A 17,466-nucleotide genomic window follows, 5' to 3' on the forward strand; every position below is an offset into this window, starting at 1 on the left:
CCTTTGAAATTTAACCCACTTTCGATACGGAAGACATTTCAATGATATTGTCAGCATTTATCTTTGAAAGTTGATTCAAAAACTCAATTTGGAAGCTTCCCGGGCCGTTCTCTCCCTGGTTGCTCCATGCAATTTGTGCAGCCACTCCATAGCAGGCAAGTGCTGCCACTGCTCCACGAAGCTTATCCTCGGACACAGCAGCGAATGCGCCGATTACAGAGGTGAGCAGGCAGCCTGTTCCTGTCACTTTGGTAAGGATAGGATGGCCATTGTGTACGAGGTATGTTGTTTCCCCATCTGTAATCACATCATCTTTTCCTGTAATAACCACCATTGCTTGGAGTGCTTTCGCCGCTTTTTGCGCAAGGGCAACTACGTCTCCTGAACCTTCCCCTGCATCGACACCCTTGATTGCCCATGCTTCCCCAACTACGTTAGCAATTTCAGCCGCATTCCCTCTCACGATTGAAACCCGTACCTCTTTTACAATTCGTTGTGCAGTCTGTGTACGATAGGCAGTCGCTCCTGCTCCGACCGGGTCCAAAATGACTGGCACTCCATGCTGATTAGCCGACTTGCCAGCAATGATCATCGACTCGATTTCTGCATCGTTCAGTGTCCCTATATTTAAAACCAATGCCCCCGCAAGCTTCGCCATATCTGCAACTTCATGCTTAGAATAAGCCATGACAGGTGAAGCTCCCAACGCCAATAATCCATTGGCAGTAAAATTGGTTACCACAACGTTGGTAATATTATGTACCAAAGGATTTTGCGTACGAACCTTCTCTAACAATGCGCAGATTTCTTGATTTTTCATGGATAGACATTCCCCTCTACTCGTTTTTTGATTTGAACTCCGTTGGCAAGCCCGGGAGAAAAAATAAAAAAGCACTCTTGCGTAAGCAAAAGTGCACGATTGGTCACTAGCAACACTCCCTACGCTGGCATTACCCAACAGGTTCAAACGGTCAACAGCAGCTTAGCTGTAATCTCAGCCTGATTCCACAGGCACCCGAAGACTATTCAATTCTCTTATTAAAAGATTACCTTGAACCTTTTTTGAATGCAATATCCTCAGATGAACTCCGCAATAAATCTACAAACATTTCTACTGCTTTCGTTTGGAAATGGGACGCCAGGGTGATCATGGTAAATTGCCGAATGACGGGTTCAATAGTGGCCGGCAGTATCTGTAATGTCCCCAGTGTTACTTCTTTTCTGATCGCATCCTCGGAAAGCAGTGAAATGCCTAACCCCGCTTCCACTGACTCCTTAATGAGTTGTGTACTCCCGAACTCCATAAGATTTGCAGGCTGCAGGTTGTTTACAGCGAACATTCGATCTGTTGTATCACGGGTACCGGAGCCCATTTCCCGCACAATCCATCTCTCTTCTGCCAAGTCAGCAACTGTTACTGTATCTTTTGTTGCTAACGGATGTTCGGAGCTTGCCACTACCACCATTTCATCATCTGCAATTGGCTCGATGTACAGATTATCGTGATGGTATTTTCCTTCTATTACCCCTACATCAATTTCATGATTCAGCACGGATTCAGCTATCTCACGCGTATTTCCAATCTTAATAGACGGTTGGATGAGCGGATATCTCTTTTGCAAGCTGGCAATGACATGAGGAAGAATGTACTCTCCATAGGTGTAGCTCGCACCAATGGCAATTGTTCCACTCGCCACATGCAGCATGTCATCTACCAGATACTTCATTCGGTTGTAAGAGCTGATGATTTCCTTTGCATGATGGTAGACGATTTCTCCTGCTTTGGTCAGTCGGACAAATTTGTTGTTTCTCTCTAACAGTCGAGTGCCAAAAGAACGCTCTAATGCCTGAACATACTGGCTTACTGCAGGTTGTGTCATTAGTAGTTCTTCTGCCGCTCGAGAGAAGTTCTTTTTTTCTACGACAGTGACAAACACCAATAATTGTTGATCCATTGAACGTGACCACCTGCCAGCTTGAAGTAATATTTCTATTATACATGATTACTTATCGTAACGATTATAATGATTTATTTTCCTTATGATAAAGAACGTATTAATCTGAAAGTGTCTCCCATTCAAGAAAGAGAGTGAAACCGTCATGAAAGCATCTTTGCCATACAGCAAGTCACTACCCCAACCCCCCATTTCAGACAAGAAACTTCCCAGTAAACTCGCTCCTGGGGCTGCATTCGCAGGGGGAGTTCTCTTTACATTCTTGATTGCTCTTATCGGCTTCGGAATGACTCAACTGCCGATCGTCGGTCAGCTTGGACCCTTGGCATTTTCCATCCTGCTTGCTGTCATTTACCGTCAACTCTTCGGATACCCCCAAGCCTTACGCTCAGGCATCCAGTTTTCCTCCAAAAGGCTTTTGCGCATAGCTATCATTTTATACGGATTAAAGCTGAACGTAGATACCATCCTCCATCAAGGAACCGGCCTCATCCTGAGAGATATCGGCACCGTCGCTTTTTCCATTCTATTGATGCTTCTGCTGGCCAAATTACTAAAAGCCGATCGCACAACTTCATTGCTGCTTGGCGTCGGAACGGGTGTATGCGGCGCTGCTGCAATAGCCGTCATTTCTCCCATCATCAAATCAGAAGAAGGCGACACAGCAGTTAGCGTCGGTATTATCGCCTTTATCGGAACGATTTTTGCCATCGGATATACCCTTATTCTTCCGTTCCTTCCCATTACCGCCGAGCAATTCGGAATCTGGGTGGGAATCAGCCTGCATGAAGTTGCCCACGTCGCACTTGCCGGGGCAGCAGGCGGCGAGGATGCGCTCACACTCGCATTTCTAGCAAAACTAGGTCGAGTATTTCTCCTGATTCCTTTAAGCTTCCTCTTCTTATACTGGGTCAATAAAAAGCAACCATCCGCAAACAACCAGGCAAAAATCGAATATCCGTGGTTCCTGGCAGGATTCGTCTGCATGAGCTTCGTCGGCACCTATTTGCTGGGGAGCCATGTACCTGTATCAGACCAGCAGCTTTCCTTTATCAACAAAGCCACCACATTTATTTTAGCAATGGCGATGGTCGGCTTAGGGTTACAGGTAAACATCAAGGAATTACGCAGCAAAGCACTTCGCCCATTGGTTGCTGTCAGTATCACATCTCTCTTTCTCTCTGTTCTGACCTATATCACTTTATAAACATTCAGCCTGGTTCAACACCCCCAAAAAGAAGGGATTTTCCGACAATTACAAGAATACTCCTCCTTCGATTTCTTTTTCTGTTGATTTCGAAGGGGGAGTACTTTTTATGGGCACTTTTCAAAGTGGCGGATACTTTACTTCTTTTGCTTAATTAATTTTACTGACTATTCCCTTAATTGAAATATTTTCATATGACTCTCCAACAAAATGTGTTACTGTTAAACTAGTTAATTCTGCTATTCAATCTTCCTATTAACCAAGATTTGTTGAAAGAAGGGTCTATCTTGCCTATTTATCGATCCTTACTATTGATACTGATAAGAAACTATATCATTGGCTCGGCAATAGCAGTCTTATGTGTAGGTGGAGCACTGATTTTTACTACATTGCAGATAAAGAACTCTGAGCTATTCCATATCCTGCTCACAATCGTAATTTCACTACTTATCATGTTTATCCTGGAATATGCCATGTTCTCCAAACACCTGAAGCCAATTAAAACAGCTCTTTGTAGCACTAGTCCCAGCATGGATCATATTCGAATGGCCTTTTATCAGACACATAAATTACCGAATCTCTCTATTCAACGGATATTCGGCCCACACTTTCTTGGACTATCGATTCCGGCAATATCAATGACGATTTGGAACATCAATCAAGGCTTGCTGAGTCTTCCGTACTACTATGTAGGTCTGGCAACAGTAGGAGCATTCTTAATTGCTAGCATGCACGCCTTGATTGAGTTCTTTTTAACGACAGAAGCCATCAAGCCCATACTTGCCTACATTCAAAGCATGGCTCGCAACCTGCATGGATCTGACATTTCACTTGACGGAAAAGTGATCGTGACCATTCAACACAAGTTTCTATTAAGTGCTTTTTTGATTGGAACGGTTCCTCTTTTCCTGTTTAGCCTGGCAACTCAAATTCGGTTGCTGGAAGTTTCTCAAGAAATTAGTGCCAATTACTGGAGTTGGGCTGGTGTTATTTTACTGATTGGACTAGGCTTTTCTTCCCTTGGTGCATGGCTGCTCTCTCGTAACATCGAACAGCCCATTCGCCAGCTTTATGATGACATGGGCAAAGTGCAGGAAGGATCACTAGACGTACACGCACCCGATATTTATTCCGATGAATTCTCTCGATTGATAACCGGGTTCAATCACATGGTGCAAGGTTTACAAGAAAGAGAGATCATGAATAATCAGTTAATGGAAAGTTACTTCGCCACATTAGCGGCTGCACTTGATGCCCGAGATACCTATACTGCGGGTCATTCCTTTCGGGTAGCCAATTTTTCTGTGTGTATCGGACAGGCTGCTGGCCTTTCCACACAAGAGCTAAACCTGTTAAAGAAATCCGCTCTACTTCACGACATTGGTAAAATTGGTGTCCCTGATGACGTTCTGTTAAAAGACGGAAAACTATCAGATGAAGAATTTGCCCTGATTAAATATCATCCTGTTTTAGGGGAAAAAATCTTGCTACGCATTGAACCGCCAGATGCAATGGCCCCCCTCTTACCCGGTGTTCGCTCTCACCATGAACGGTTTGATGGCAAAGGCTATCCTGACGGTTTAGCAGGAGTCTCGATCCCGCTGTTTGGACGCATAATTGCAGTGGCAGATGCGTTTGATGCCATGACCTCTGATCGACCTTATCGAAAAGGGATGCCCGTTGAAAAGGCACTGAAAATTCTACACGATGGAAAAGGAACACAGTGGGACCCTGAGTTTGCCCAACTGTTCATCGAATTCATGAGTCAAAGTGGTAACTATCAGATGGAGCGAATTTCATAGAGCTACACGGACGGCAGGCAATGGCCTGCTGTTCTTTTTTCACTGCTGGTGTTTGGATAGATTCACAAGCAAGCGTATTTATAATTTGATAAGATGGAAATAACAACCTAATTCTTGCGTACCTGTATACACATACCAATTGTAGGAGTACGAGTATGATCACAATACTGATCGCCTTATGGGCTTTTGCGGTTCTTGTCCTTTTTACCGATCCGGGGAGAACCTCTATCCGTTGGGCCAGTGCAACGGCTTTTATTGGCGGCTTCGGTTTTTTTGCGGCCGTCCTGGAAGAGAATGTCTACCCGCTCTTTAGTGAACTTGCGGCACAAAATCCGCTTTTGTTTCACATCATCTGGGGTTCGTCTCGGGGATCCTCTTTTCTGTGTCAGACAGGATTACCCTATGCCTTTCTCATGTTTGCCGTACATTCCAGTGATTTTTTGACAGCCAAAACAAAAAAGATCATTCAATACACAGCACTCATTCCTCCACTCATCATGCTGATCATCACACCCATTTACCCGATACTTCAATTTCACTACGGGATTATGGTCAGTTGGGTGATTCCGTATTTCGTCAGCTCTTGTGCTCTGCTCGTTTATATGTATCGAATCGAAAAAGATCCGATCGTAAAAAGAAACCGGCTATTCAATAATATCCTTGTGATTGTGCCGCTGCTTTTCGTCTTTACATTGCTCTACGTCATGCGCACGTTTAACAATTATGATGTTTGGCGTTACAATGCACTTATCGTCGGCATTCAATTCGTTCTTTTCTTATACATCAGCGTCAAATATGGCTTGCTCGGCGTGAAGCTCCGGCTGGAAAAACGCCGCCTCGACAGCGCGCTGAGAGCCATGACATCAGGTACTGCCATCGTCAATCACACGATCAAGAATGAATTAGGGAAAATCAATTTATACGCCGACCGAATTCAGTCCTATGCTTCCGATGAAAAACAGCAGGAAATGCAGCGGGATATGAAGATTGTCATGCAATCGACCCAGAATATTCTCAACATGGTAAACAGGATACAAGGTCAAATTCAAGATATCGCGTTAAAAGAAGAAACGCTGTCGCTTCGCTCCATCGTTGATCGTGTTCTTCAAGATATTAGACCTTATCTGGAGAAGTCTCGGGTAGAGGTCGCCCTTGACGTAGATGAACAAGTAGAAGTAACTTGTGACCCGATCCATATTCGTGAGGTACTGACCAATCTCTCGATGAACAGTATCGAGGCAATGAAACAAGGAGGTACCCTTACCATCCAGACCCACTTGTCGAGAAAACATTTGGTCGTCATTGTCGGAGATACGGGAACAGGTATTGCAAAGGAAAATCTGCCATATGTACTAGACCCGTTCTTCTCCACAAAGAAAACCGGACAGAACTTCGGACTGGGTTTATCGTATTGCTACAATGTCATGCAAAAACACCAAGGAGACCTTGAGATTCAAAGTGTGAAGGACGAAGGAACAACAATTTACCTTTACTTCCCCTTAAAACGGGTACATACCAGTTAATTCTTAATCTTAAAGGAGAGTCACCATGGACCAAATACGGGTACTGGTTATTGAAGATGATCAGGAATGGCGTAATGGATTAGTTGATTACGTAAACAAGGAAGCAGATTTAACTGTAGCTGGAACGGCGGACACAAAAGCGGGAGCATTGGAGCTATTTGGCCAAATCGAGGCAGATGTTGTTTTACTGGACATTAACCTGACAGAAAACAATCTGGATGGCATTGAAATCGCTCTGGAGCTAACCTCCATCAAACCAGACTATAAAATCATCATGCTAACCTCACTGACAGCCGACGAGGTCATCGTCGATTCATTTTCTGCGGGAGCCGTGAACTATATCAGCAAGCTCAACTTTCGGGAAATCCCGGATGCGATCCGTTCAGCATACCATCAGCAATCGGCTATTCACCCAACCGCTGCGGCTGCTTTACGAAACGAACTATTGCGCCTGAAGCAGGAAGAAGACCAGAAGCTGTTGTCCCCTTCCGAAAAGGAAATTCTGCATCTGGTACACCAGGGACAGACCCAGTCACAAATCGAAAAAACCTTGCATATCACGCAACGAACCATCAAAAACCACATCAATCGGATCCTCAAAAAATTGGGCACCAAAACGAGCAAAGAGGCCGCAGCCAAAGCAAAGCGTAAAAAGCTGTTTTAACAACCTTCTTCATCGGAGGTTGTTTTTTATACCTAGTCTTAATGACTAAGATCGTTAGTATCTGGTACTAACGACTAGGTACCAATAAAAGTTGGTACTTATGTAAAAACCCTCGATCGATAGAATTAAGACATAAGCAATTACTTTATTTTGTAAAGGTGAGGATTCATATGGTTATCCTTCTTTCGATCGTAAAGTTCTTCCTATCACTTCTTTATCGCATTCAATTCAAAGGCATTCATACAATCGATTTTTCCCGTCCTGTTCTCTTAACACCCAACCATGTATCGTTACTCGACGCAGTTGTATTGTTCTTATTCCTCCCGCATCAAGTCACATTCGTAGCAAATACCGAGATCGCCAAAAAGTTTTCCTTCTTCTTGAAGTTTCGTAAACACATCACGGTTGATCCAATGAACCCATACTCCATGCGTCACATGATTCGGGCCATCAACAACGGCGAATCTCTCGTCATCTTCCCGGAAGGCCGTATTACGAGAACAGGCGGCCTGATGAAAATCTACAGCGGTGTCGGCTACATCGCCATGAAAACCGGTGTCAATGTGTATCCAATCATTATTAACGGTTTAGAACGCTCCACCTTCTCTTACTTGAAAGGAAAAATGCGACTTGTCTGGTTTCCAAAAGTAACTGTTACCGTATCGGAACCATTCACGCTTCAAAGACAGCCAAACGTCTCCATGAGAGAACAAAAAGCGAATGCCAGCGACTTCATTATGCGCACCATGCAAAACGCACTTTTCCAAGCCCGTCATAAAGCCAACATCAACTTGTTCAACGAATTGATCGAAGCAGCAAGCGTACACGGTCATGGCACAGAGATCGCCAAAGATATCACGGGCTCAGTCAATTATCGTAAACTTCTTATCGCCAGCTACATGCTCGGCAATAAATTCCGATCCCTGTTAACAGGCAATCAAACAGTGGGTGTGCTTCTCCCTAACTCAATAGGCCATGTAGCTACGTTGTTTTCACTGTTTCGCATCGGTAAAACACCAGCAATCCTTAACTTTTCACTTGGAGTACGCACGCTGCTCGATTGTTGTGAAACAGCCGAAGTGAATACTGTGATTACATCTCGCCAATTCATTGAGAAAGGAAAACTGGATCACCTGATTGCTGGCTTACAGGAGAAAGTGTCTATCCTATATTTGGAGGACATCAGAGGGCTTATTACAGGTTTGGATAAAGCTTCTGCATTTGTTTCCTATCTATCTAAAACGAAGGCTCAGGCTTCAACCAACGAACTGATTCTCTTCACATCGGGTAGTGAAAGCAAACCAAAAGGCGTAGTACTTTCTCATGACAACCTCTTTGCCAATATCCAGCAGGTTCGAAGTGTTATCGACTTCACTGCGAAGGACAAAATTTTGAATGCACTCCCGATGTTTCACAGCTTTGGACTTACGGCAGGCACGATTCTTCCTGTAGTAGCAGGTGTCCCAGTCTACCTTTACCCAAGTCCGCTTCATTACAAAGTCATTGCTGAGCTTTGCTACGATCAAAATGTAAGTATTCTTTTCGGTACCTCAACATTCTTGGCTGGCTACGGAAGATATGCCCACCCATACGATTATTATGCCCTGCGCTATATTTTTGCTGGTGCTGAGAAGTTAAAAGACGACGTAAGACAATTGTGGCAGGATAAATTCGGTGTACGGATTTTCGAAGGCTATGGTGCAACTGAAACAGCACCGATTCTTTCGCTCAATACTCCACTATCCAACAAAAGAGGCACAGTCGGCAGACTTTTGCCGGGGGTTCAATACAAACTGGAATCAGTTGATGGCATCGCAAATGGTGGACACCTGCTGGTTCAAGGGCCCAATGTGATGAAAGGATATTTGATCCACGGAGAAGGCTTCACACCTGCAGAGGAATGGTATCGTACAGGTGATTTGGTTGAATTGGATCAAGCAGGGTATGTAACGATTAAGTCCCGCCTCAAACGTTTTGCAAAAATTGGTGGAGAAATGGTATCACTTAATCTCGTGGAAGAACTTGCTTCCCAATGCTTTGGTCATTCTGAAGTAGCAACCGTTTCCGTAAGTGATCAACGAAAAGGTGAAAGAATCATATTGTTCACTACCGACGCTGCTGCTCGTATCGATCAGTTCCGGACATTCCTGGTTGAGAAAGGATATTCACCTTTACTTGTCCCTTCCTCCTTGCGAGTACTAGATGCTCTTCCTTTATTGGGTAGCGGAAAAACTGATTATGTAACGATCAAACAAATTGCTGAAAAAGGGGAATAAAGCCTATGAAGCCTCGGATACAACCGTTGCAGGCGCTCTATTTTACTCAGTTCCTATCTGCTTTTGCTGATAATATGATCTTGTTTGTCATCGCAAACTTACTCACGGAAAACGGCTTTTCTCCCGTATCACTTGCACTTGTATCAATGGCATTCTTTATTCCTTATATCGTATTGGCTCCTTTTGTCGGGGCATTCGCCGACAAACAGCCAAAATCGGTTGTTCTCGTGATCGGAAATATCATCAAGGTACTTGGTGTCATCCTTCTACTCATTACAGATCATTCCAATATTTTGATGCTGATGCTCAGTTACTTTACCGTTGGGGTGGGAGCAGTCGTGTACTCTCCCGCCAAATACGGGATTTTGCCAGAGCTTACGCAAAATGAAACCGAGTTATTTCATGCGAACGCACGCATTGAAGCCTACACAATCATCGCGATTTTGACGGGGATTGGTGGCGGCGGAGCGATTGCTTCCATGGTAAGCACACTGCAATCATCACTCATTTGCCTGGTTTTGTATCTCTTGTCTGCCGGGATGACCGCTTTTATCCCACGTATGAGAGGAAACAACAGCATCCGCTACGGACGTGAAGCCCGGAACTTTTTTGCTAATACCAGACTCTTGTTTGGGAAGCCTGAGACCAACCTATCATTGATTGGAACTGGTTCCTTCTGGATGACTTCTGCCGTAATGCGAATTGCCGTTCTTGCCTGGATTCCGATCTCACTTGGTTTTAAAGCAAATGATATTGCCGTCTCTCTAATCCTTGCAACTACATCCATCGGTATTATTATCGGGGCTATCACATCGACCAAGCTAATCCCGCTCCAGAAGTTTTATCGCTCCACTTTTTATGGGTTCGGCATGATGGTTCTTATTTTCCTCTTCCCCTGGTTCCATGTAACTGCAATCGCTATTCTGTTCCTGTTAACCGTTGGCTTTATGGGTGGAGTTTTCATTGTACCGATGAATACCGTATTACAGGAAGAAGGAAAAAAAACAGTTGGGTCTGGCAAAACAATCGCCGTACAGAACTTTGTGGAGAACTTGCTGATGCTGATCGGATCCGGTTGCTACTACTTGTTCATCTACCTTGGATTATCGATTTCTGGTGCGATTATCGCTCAAGGCGTTCTCTTCTTGTTCTTCCTTCTCTATCTTGGCATCGTCACTAAAAAAGTTCGGGCAAAGGTGTCTTCCTACTCTTCTTAACCAAATCATCCAACTAGTTCAGTTTGATTAATTGAGGATATTACTTTAGAATTATATGTATAAATCAATTAATAGAAGAGAGAGGAACCTACACACCATGAAAAAACTAATCATGCTACTGATTGCAGTTGCTTTCGTGTTTGCGCCAGTCGGTCTCAATTATGATCACGCTGATGCAGCGAAGAAAGGTTACAAATCTGGTACGAAAACGTATGATTCTAACGTAACACCTAAACAGAATCAAACAAATCAGAACGTGAATGCGACAACAAATAAAAGTCCTGATTCACCATCGAAGTCAACTTCCGTAGGTAAATCCACAAGCAAAGGTTTAATGAAAGGCCTATTATATGGGGGAATTGCAGGGTTGTTGTTTGGTGCCTTGCTTGGTAACCTGGGTATTCTCGGATCCATCCTTGGCTTTATGATCAATGTATTGGCGATCGTGTTCTTATTCTCCCTTGTTCGCAAAGGGTACCGTTATTACAAAGAACAAAAAAGAAAGCAGCAGGAACTTGAGTCATGGAAAAGATAAAAATCTCCGAGCAAGAATTGGTAAATGCGATCTGTCTGCAAGTCGCATCCAAAAAGCAGATCCAACCGAACGCTGTATCTGTAGAGCTCATGTGGGATGAAGACTATGGATTCTCCGCTGAGGTATATGTTTTGGAGCGAAAACAGGTTTTTATCGAGGCAAATCTCATCGAAGCCATCCGTTTTTGGCTCGAAACACAACTGCATCGCAATCCGTATGCTGCCGCAGTGGAGCTTGTACTTGATGAAAACGAAGGAATCATCGCATTCGCCACATACCATGGATAAGAGGTAGTAAGAAGCTGTTCACTTAATAGCAAAGCCAACCATCTTCTAGCTGATAAAAGCTGAAATGGTTGGCTTTATTTTTTTCTGTGAAAAACGTCTCGACGTTTTTCATGAAGGTTGATGTGACTGCTCGCGGTCAGCAAATAAACGGTCATGACCGTTTATTTGATTTCTTCAAAAGTTGCATCATACAGGCGGAACATGGTTTTGTAATTGGATTCATCCACTTTGATCCCCACATCTAAACGACCCGTGATACGAAGGGGCCCTCCTGTAAAACGCAGCCCTTCTTTTTCTTTGACAAAAACAATCATGATCTTGTTCCAATACGTCTCGTCCCCGTTGTCAAACGGACATTCTGCTCCTGGTGCCGGTATTAACAAAAACCAACCTCCATCAAACGATAGTACCTCCCCCATAAACCCGTCAATCACGACCTGTCGTCCTTGCAGATCCCAGAATTTTTGCGAGGGTGTATTTTGTAGCTCGTTATCAAAAAACTCATTCCACGATAATTGGTTGCTTCTCTTCTCGGACACCTTTGCTGGAGAGGTTGGCTGTTGAACAGGCACTGGTTGGGTTACAGATTGGGGCACTGATTCGGCCACTGTTTGGGATACCGGCTTCGGGTTGGACATGGCTTTCGGTACCGATTCAGCGGGACTCTTTGCTGGAACCGGCTTGTTCGGTATTGGTGGCGAGCTTTGGTTTGTTATTATTGTTGTTGGTGGTGGTGTGCTAGTTGGATTGGGAGCAGGCTGTTGTTGTGGCGGTTGCTGCGACTGTTGTGGCTGCTGCTGTTCTGGCTGCTGCTCCTGCACCTTCGGAATTTCATGGGCTTGTGACGCCTGAGATGCCTTCCCCTTTTCCAGTTCCGCTAAGGTAGCACCACCCGTTGACTTGATTTGTGATTGCGGAGCCGTTCCACACGCTGATGTTAGCAAGCCGCAAATGACGGCCATCCAAACCATTTTCATTTTCATCCTCACTTCACCTGCCTTATGAGTGGAATAGCTCTAATGGCTGCACCTTGTAGGCTCTAAGTGCTGGCCAGATCGAAGCAACAACTCCCAGAATCAATGCTCCCAGCATGATATAAACCTCCGAGTAGAAGAACGTCCATGGCTGAATCTGAATTCCGGCGTAATCAAAAATCTTGCCACTCACCATCCAACTGCCCACATGCCCGGTCACAATACCTACAATCATCCCGATACTGGTCAAAATACTGCCCTCGATCAGCATCCCAGACATGATATACATTTTTGATTTACCGAGTAGGCGCAGTAAGCCAATATCTTTTTTTCGTTCAGCAGCACTGGCTGACAAGGACAGGAGAACTGCTATTGAAGCGAGCAATACACTCGCAAACGCCATCAGCTTTACCAGTTTCCCACCCACATCAAGCATATTGATGACATCAGCGATCGTTTTACTGCTATAAACCGCCTGAACCTTTTCTTGCTGATTCATTTGACTCTTGAGCATTTGCAGTTCAGCGAGTCCTTTGGGTTTCACCACGATGGCTGTGATATCCCCTTCACCTGCATGCTCTTCGTTCCCTTGCGTGCCTTGTTGTTCAGCTTCGTGTCCTTCCCCTCCGTGAATCAACCAAGCGGTATCGACTGTTGTAAAGATCGCCTTATCATCTGGCGTAAACAATGGAGGAAGAATCCCGACCACTTTATAGGTGAGATTGTCGTGTTCCTCTGTTTTGGACCAAACTGCTCCGTGCCCGCCGTAAAACTCATCCCCCACTCGTAAGCCAAGAGTCTTTGCCACATGTGATCCAATCAAAACTTCACCGGGTTTCTGATAAAGAGTCCCTTCTAGCAAGGATGCATCCGGGTAACGTGTACTTAGATAGCCCGTCTCTGTGCCTACTATCTGAAATCCTTGATAATTGTCTCCTTTGGTAACGGGATATGCCTTATCAACCCATTCACTTTGTTGAATCTGTTCATAAATCTCGTAAGAAATATTGCCGACAGGTGCACCCAGGTGATAAAACGTATTCAAAGCCAACTGGGTTCCGCTTCCTTCTGCACCAATCACCAGCTCGTATGGTCCGTAGCCTTTGGCAGCACCTTTTTCTACCCCTTCTTGGGTAAGGGTGATAAAGACAGCCAGCGCCACAGCGACCGCTACCGAGAAGATCGTAAGGACAGAGATCGTCTTGCGGAATCGTATATTTTTCCATGCTGTACCCCATAGACTCAAGCAAGCCGCCTCCGTTCCATCAACAGTTGATTGTAGTCCTGCATCTGAATCACCTTGGGGAACCTTTCAGCTAACGGCAAATCATGCGTAACACAAAGCAAGGTCTGCCCGCTTTCGGAGCATAGCTTCAGCATTAGCTCCATCATTTCTCCAGCAGTCTCATAATCCAGACTTCCTGTCGGTTCGTCAGCCAATACGATCCCGGGCTGGTTGATGAAAGCTCGAATCAAAGCAACCCGCTGCTGCTGTCCTCTCGATAGCTGCCCCGGTCGATGGTCTCTCCGGTCAGCTAGTCCAACTCGCTCGAACCAGTCTGCTAGTAATTGCTCCTGTTCCTGTTTTCGCATCTGAGGCAAAATCAGCTTTACGTTCTCTTCTGCCGTCAAGCTGGGAATGAGATGAAAATCCTGAAACACGTAGCCAATCTGCCGGGCACGAAACTGATCCCGAGCTCTCTCACCCAGTTTGCTGATGTCTATCTCGTTCACTAGAATCTGTCCTTCGTTTACCTCGATCACTCCACCGATAATATGAAGCAAGGTGCTCTTTCCACAGCCACTTGGTCCGATAATAGCCACCTTTTCTCCCTTACTTACATGCAACTGGGCAATGTCCAAAACAGGTGTCTCTGTGTTCGAAACGGTATATGTTTTCTTGAGTCCTCTGATGGAAATCATGACATGCACTCCCCTCCACTAGAAAAGAATAGAAGACAGGAATTCATCCTGCCCTCTCTCCTATGTACCAATCCCTATTCAAACACAATGCGCTCAGATAAGGTGTCCCAACTGATTTTCTTACCTGACACCTGTGCGAATGCTTCTAGTGATAGGTAAAGCTTTTTGTTGTCCATTTCTGCGACTACCTTGATTTCTTTCCCGTTCAGTTGAACTTTCAAAGTGGAGGTATTAACTACCAGCTTTTGATCGTTTTGGGTGATCGTCACTTCGTTTGTTTTGTTTTCCACTTTTGCACCAAGCGCTGTTGCCAAAGCTTCAGCAGGATAGAGGACTGCTCCTTCTTTATTCACTTTAAATTTCGGGTACAGGTATTTAGCTTGTAATTCTGCTGTTGTTTTCTTGAGGTCAGCTCCAATTACCTTGGCACTTGCTTTTGCTATCTCTGTGTTGTCTACATTACCTGTAACCAATTCAGTAATCGGACCGTACGCCCAGACACCAACGTCGACACCAGAGTGACCGTGGCCTGCCCAGCCAACCAGCAATCGTTTGGAAACAACAGCATTATAGGCTCCCTCTTGCTTGTAAGAAGAACCGTCACCTTTCAAGATAAACTCTGCCTCTTCATCAGTTAAATCCTTAATCCAGGTATTCTCGCTGACAATTTTCTTTACATCGTCTTTTGATTTCGCTTCGCTGAGTGCTTTGTTAATGTGTTCAGATGAGTGCACTTGTTTATCCCAGAGGCTGTCATTCAGTTCGTAAATGTTGTCACGGGATAAGGATAATCCGCCTGTCTCGTGGTCTGCTGTAATGACGATAGAAGTATTTTTATCTTTCTTAGCGAAGTCCAGGGCTACTTTCACAGCCGCATCGAAATCGAGTGTTTCCTGAATGGTCGAAGGGAAGTCATTGGCATGGCTGGCATGGTCAATCCGCCCACCTTCAATCATCATGACAAAGCCATCTTTATCTTTGGAAAGAAGCTCAATTGCCTTCTCCGTCATTTCTGCCAGATTCGGAGTAGACTCGCTTCGATCCGGGACGTAATTCACGTGAGAGCTTCCAAAGAAACCAAGTGCCTTTTCGGAGTCTAGTGAGCGAAGGCCATCTTTGTCTCCCACGACTTGGTAACCTTTTGCTTCGAAATCAGCGATGATGCTCTTGTCCGCACGCTTGCCCTTTTCATCTTTGGACAAGAAGAAGCTTTTTCCGCCGCCGAACAGGACATCTACGCCGCTATCCAGGTACTGTGAGGCAATTGCACTTTCGTTGTCACGATGACGTACATGTGACGCATAAACGGCTGGGGTAGCATGGGTGATACGTGCTGTTGTCACAAGACCAGTTGCCTTTCCGATTTTCTCTGCTGCTTCGATAACGGAAGCATATGGCTTGGCGACATCTTCATTCGATACGCTAATTCCTGCGTTGTACGTTTTATTGCCTGTTGCAAAGGCAGTACCCGCCGATGCTGAGTCTGTTACAATTCCAGAGACGATTGTTCCCCCATCTTCACCACGATCAGCATAGGTTGTAGCCTGACCAACATAGATTTCGTCCAGGTTTAAGTGGTCGATTCCTTTTTGACGTTGCAAATACAGGCGTGCAGCGGTAACTTGAGCTGGCCCCATTCCATCTCCGATCAAGACGATCAGATTTTTGGAAGCTTTCTTGTCCGCACCCACGACAGGCGTAGCTCCTACTACAGCAGTACAAGCTAGCGTTGCAGACAACAAACCGCCGATCCATTTGTTTTTCATGATTTCCTCTCCTTTAACTGATTCAATCGATAGATAATGGCAAATGATATTCTCTGTCGTTAATGTTACCTGCTGAATATGTGGGCAAGGTAAATAGGACGTTAAAGAACAATCAAATTATTGTAAATATTGTAAATGGGTACGTCAAAAAACCTTGCCATCAAGCAGCAAGGGTAGTTACTCGTCTATTAACTCTATTGCTAATGCGTTTGCGTATGTTCTGCCGACGTATCGTGAGAGCAGTTTTGATTGACTGGTATCCCTATTTTGCGTGGAGTGATGTTTGCCGGATCAAGACCATGCCCTAGTGAGCCGTAAACATTTCCGATATGCGGGTCAATCAATTCGGTCTGGTTATAGTAAATACGGGGCGTCTTCCAAAGTGATAGCAATGCTCGGCCAAGCGGCATCTCATGGTAGCGATCAGGCCACATGTGCAGGATTTGTTGTTTCACCATTGGATAGTATTTGGAGCTCATCCCCGGAAAAATATGATGCTCTGTGTGATAAGAGAAATTAAAGTGGAGAACATTCACCCAGCGAGGCACGGTAACCGATAGGCTGTTAGCCAGCGGGTCATTGACGGGAACAAGCGGGTTCAGCCGATGATTCGTTGCGATATAGGCCATGACAATAAAATTGGCAATCAATAGCGGAATCACAAAGGCAAACAGCCACTTTACTGGCCCCATCCAAACTAGCAAGCCGATCCATGTTCCCCATGGCAAAAGCAATTGCATCCAGACAATCGGTTGCTTCTGAGGCCCGAACTCCTTTAGAAAGCGGAAAAACATATTCAATGAATGATAGGTAAAGGTAACGCTTAAGGAAAGAAAGCCCAGAAGGGAGCGAACCCAGAATGGCAGTCGATAAAGCCGACGCAAAACAGGTTCCCGCAAGAACTGTTCCAGCGTGGGAAAGGCATCCGGGTCTTGATCTGCATCCTGTGTATGCACGTGATGGCTCAAATTATGCCACTCTCTCCATAGTTTCGGCCCCGTGCTTAATGGCCACAAAAAAATCGCTCCAAGGATTTCACGAAGCCATGGTTTCCTGACGACCGTCCCGTGCAATATCTCATGCCCCAAAAATCCCATAGAAGCAAAGCTCGCTCCCAAGACGAGGGCGATCAGCAGGTTTCCCCAGATTGCAAGATTCAGAAATCCTATTATCAGCATGCCTGTAATTACGACTGCCAGAAATGCGAGACCACCCCACAGCCGCTCGGGAACAGGCTTGAATGCTTTTTTAGGTAAATTGGGAGAAATGCGTGCTGCATACCATCCAAATGATTGAAGATCCTTCATGATTAACTCCTTTCATATGACAGTTCATTT

The 17,466-nt window shown here is 45.0% G+C and carries 15 protein-coding genes and 1 riboswitch; of the genes, 8 read left to right on the forward strand and 7 right to left on the reverse strand.

Annotation, left to right across the window (positions count from 1 at the left end; all coding sequences use genetic code 11):
• Positions 1-10: 10 nt before the first annotated feature.
• Positions 11-820, reverse strand: coding sequence for a hydroxyethylthiazole kinase (gene thiM, locus ACPW7N_RS09785; RefSeq protein WP_425650877.1), 810 nt, complete (start codon positions 818-820; stop codon positions 11-13).
• Between the two features lie 99 nt (positions 821-919).
• Positions 920-1,029, reverse strand: a riboswitch (TPP riboswitch).
• A 17-nt stretch (positions 1,030-1,046) separates the two neighbouring features.
• Positions 1,047-1,955, reverse strand: a complete 909-nt coding sequence (locus ACPW7N_RS09790; RefSeq protein ID WP_425650878.1) for a LysR family transcriptional regulator — start codon at positions 1,953-1,955, stop codon at positions 1,047-1,049.
• 145 nt (positions 1,956-2,100) lie between these two features.
• On the opposite strand from ACPW7N_RS09790, the gene ACPW7N_RS09795 reads away from it, so the two are divergent.
• The 8 genes from ACPW7N_RS09795 to ACPW7N_RS09830 all read left to right on the forward strand — a co-directional run bounded on the left by ACPW7N_RS09795 (position 2,101) and on the right by ACPW7N_RS09830 (position 11,466).
• Entirely contained in the window at positions 2,101-3,162 is a 1,062-nt protein-coding gene (locus ACPW7N_RS09795; protein ID WP_425650879.1) for a YeiH family protein, read from the forward strand.
• A gap of 287 nt (positions 3,163-3,449) precedes the next feature.
• Positions 3,450-4,964: an HD domain-containing phosphohydrolase gene (locus ACPW7N_RS09800; protein ID WP_425650880.1), complete on the forward strand. Its 1,515-nt coding sequence runs from the start codon at positions 3,450-3,452 to the stop codon at positions 4,962-4,964.
• A gap of 155 nt (positions 4,965-5,119) precedes the next feature.
• Entirely contained in the window at positions 5,120-6,487 is a 1,368-nt protein-coding gene (locus ACPW7N_RS09805; protein WP_425650881.1) for an ATP-binding protein, read from the forward strand.
• Between the two features lie 25 nt (positions 6,488-6,512).
• Positions 6,513-7,151 (forward strand): response regulator transcription factor, encoded by a 639-nt coding sequence (locus tag ACPW7N_RS09810; protein WP_425650882.1) that lies wholly within the window; start codon positions 6,513-6,515, stop codon positions 7,149-7,151.
• Between the two features lie 170 nt (positions 7,152-7,321).
• Positions 7,322-9,427 (forward strand): AMP-binding protein, encoded by a 2,106-nt coding sequence (locus ACPW7N_RS09815; protein ID WP_425650883.1) that lies wholly within the window; start codon positions 7,322-7,324, stop codon positions 9,425-9,427.
• 5 nt (positions 9,428-9,432) lie between these two features.
• On the forward strand, positions 9,433-10,644 hold the full coding sequence (gene lplT, locus ACPW7N_RS09820; RefSeq protein ID WP_425650884.1) for a lysophospholipid transporter LplT: 1,212 nt from the start codon (positions 9,433-9,435) through the stop codon (positions 10,642-10,644).
• 97 nt (positions 10,645-10,741) lie between these two features.
• Positions 10,742-11,179: a hypothetical protein gene (locus ACPW7N_RS09825; protein ID WP_425650885.1), complete on the forward strand. Its 438-nt coding sequence runs from the start codon at positions 10,742-10,744 to the stop codon at positions 11,177-11,179.
• A complete protein-coding gene (locus ACPW7N_RS09830; RefSeq protein WP_425650886.1) occupies positions 11,167-11,466 on the forward strand; it encodes a YxcD family protein in 300 nt (99 codons plus the stop codon). The genes ACPW7N_RS09825 and ACPW7N_RS09830 overlap by 13 nt, the downstream gene beginning before the upstream one ends.
• Before the next feature lie 161 nt (positions 11,467-11,627).
• Here the strand turns inward: ACPW7N_RS09830 and ACPW7N_RS09835 are convergent, their stop codons facing one another.
• The 5 genes from ACPW7N_RS09835 to desB all read right to left on the reverse strand — a co-directional run bounded on the left by ACPW7N_RS09835 (position 11,628) and on the right by desB (position 17,436).
• A complete protein-coding gene (locus tag ACPW7N_RS09835; protein WP_425650887.1) occupies positions 11,628-12,449 on the reverse strand; it encodes a hypothetical protein in 822 nt (273 codons plus the stop codon).
• 16 nt (positions 12,450-12,465) lie between these two features.
• Complete coding sequence (locus ACPW7N_RS09840; RefSeq protein ID WP_425650888.1) at positions 12,466-13,686, reverse strand: ABC transporter permease; 1,221 nt, start codon at positions 13,684-13,686, stop codon at positions 12,466-12,468.
• On the reverse strand, positions 13,683-14,363 hold the full coding sequence (locus tag ACPW7N_RS09845; protein WP_425650889.1) for an ABC transporter ATP-binding protein: 681 nt from the start codon (positions 14,361-14,363) through the stop codon (positions 13,683-13,685). The genes ACPW7N_RS09840 and ACPW7N_RS09845 overlap by 4 nt, the downstream gene beginning before the upstream one ends.
• Positions 14,364-14,437: 74 nt before the next feature.
• Positions 14,438-16,129: an alkaline phosphatase gene (locus ACPW7N_RS09850; RefSeq protein WP_425650890.1), complete on the reverse strand. Its 1,692-nt coding sequence runs from the start codon at positions 16,127-16,129 to the stop codon at positions 14,438-14,440.
• A 200-nt stretch (positions 16,130-16,329) separates the two neighbouring features.
• Positions 16,330-17,436 carry a Delta(10) desaturase DesB gene (gene desB / locus ACPW7N_RS09855; protein ID WP_425650891.1) on the reverse strand — a complete coding sequence of 369 codons (1,107 nt, stop codon included), beginning with the start codon at positions 17,434-17,436 and terminating at the stop codon, positions 16,330-16,332.
• Positions 17,437-17,466: the final 30 nt, after the last annotated feature.

Source organism: Brevibacillus nigriterrae, assembly GCF_049846925.1.
Classification (GTDB): Bacteria; Bacillota; Bacilli; order Brevibacillales; family Brevibacillaceae; genus Brevibacillus_H.

Coding starts and splice junctions, on each gene's coding strand:
- ACPW7N_RS09830 (WP_425650886.1), top strand. CDS start 11,167: ATGGAAAAGATAAAAATCTCCGAGCAAGAATTGGTAAATGCGATCTGT.
- ACPW7N_RS09850 (WP_425650890.1), bottom strand. CDS start 16,129: ATGAAAAACAAATGGATCGGCGGTTTGTTGTCTGCAACGCTAGCTTGT.
- ACPW7N_RS09815 (WP_425650883.1), top strand. CDS start 7,322: ATGGTTATCCTTCTTTCGATCGTAAAGTTCTTCCTATCACTTCTTTAT.
- desB (WP_425650891.1), bottom strand. CDS start 17,436: ATGAAGGATCTTCAATCATTTGGATGGTATGCAGCACGCATTTCTCCC.
- ACPW7N_RS09790 (WP_425650878.1), bottom strand. CDS start 1,955: ATGGATCAACAATTATTGGTGTTTGTCACTGTCGTAGAAAAAAAGAAC.
- thiM (WP_425650877.1), bottom strand. CDS start 820: ATGAAAAATCAAGAAATCTGCGCATTGTTAGAGAAGGTTCGTACGCAA.
- ACPW7N_RS09845 (WP_425650889.1), bottom strand. CDS start 14,363: ATGATTTCCATCAGAGGACTCAAGAAAACATATACCGTTTCGAACACA.
- ACPW7N_RS09795 (WP_425650879.1), top strand. CDS start 2,101: ATGAAAGCATCTTTGCCATACAGCAAGTCACTACCCCAACCCCCCATT.
- lplT (WP_425650884.1), top strand. CDS start 9,433: ATGAAGCCTCGGATACAACCGTTGCAGGCGCTCTATTTTACTCAGTTC.
- ACPW7N_RS09810 (WP_425650882.1), top strand. CDS start 6,513: ATGGACCAAATACGGGTACTGGTTATTGAAGATGATCAGGAATGGCGT.
- ACPW7N_RS09805 (WP_425650881.1), top strand. CDS start 5,120: ATGATCACAATACTGATCGCCTTATGGGCTTTTGCGGTTCTTGTCCTT.
- ACPW7N_RS09825 (WP_425650885.1), top strand. CDS start 10,742: ATGAAAAAACTAATCATGCTACTGATTGCAGTTGCTTTCGTGTTTGCG.
- ACPW7N_RS09835 (WP_425650887.1), bottom strand. CDS start 12,449: ATGAAAATGAAAATGGTTTGGATGGCCGTCATTTGCGGCTTGCTAACA.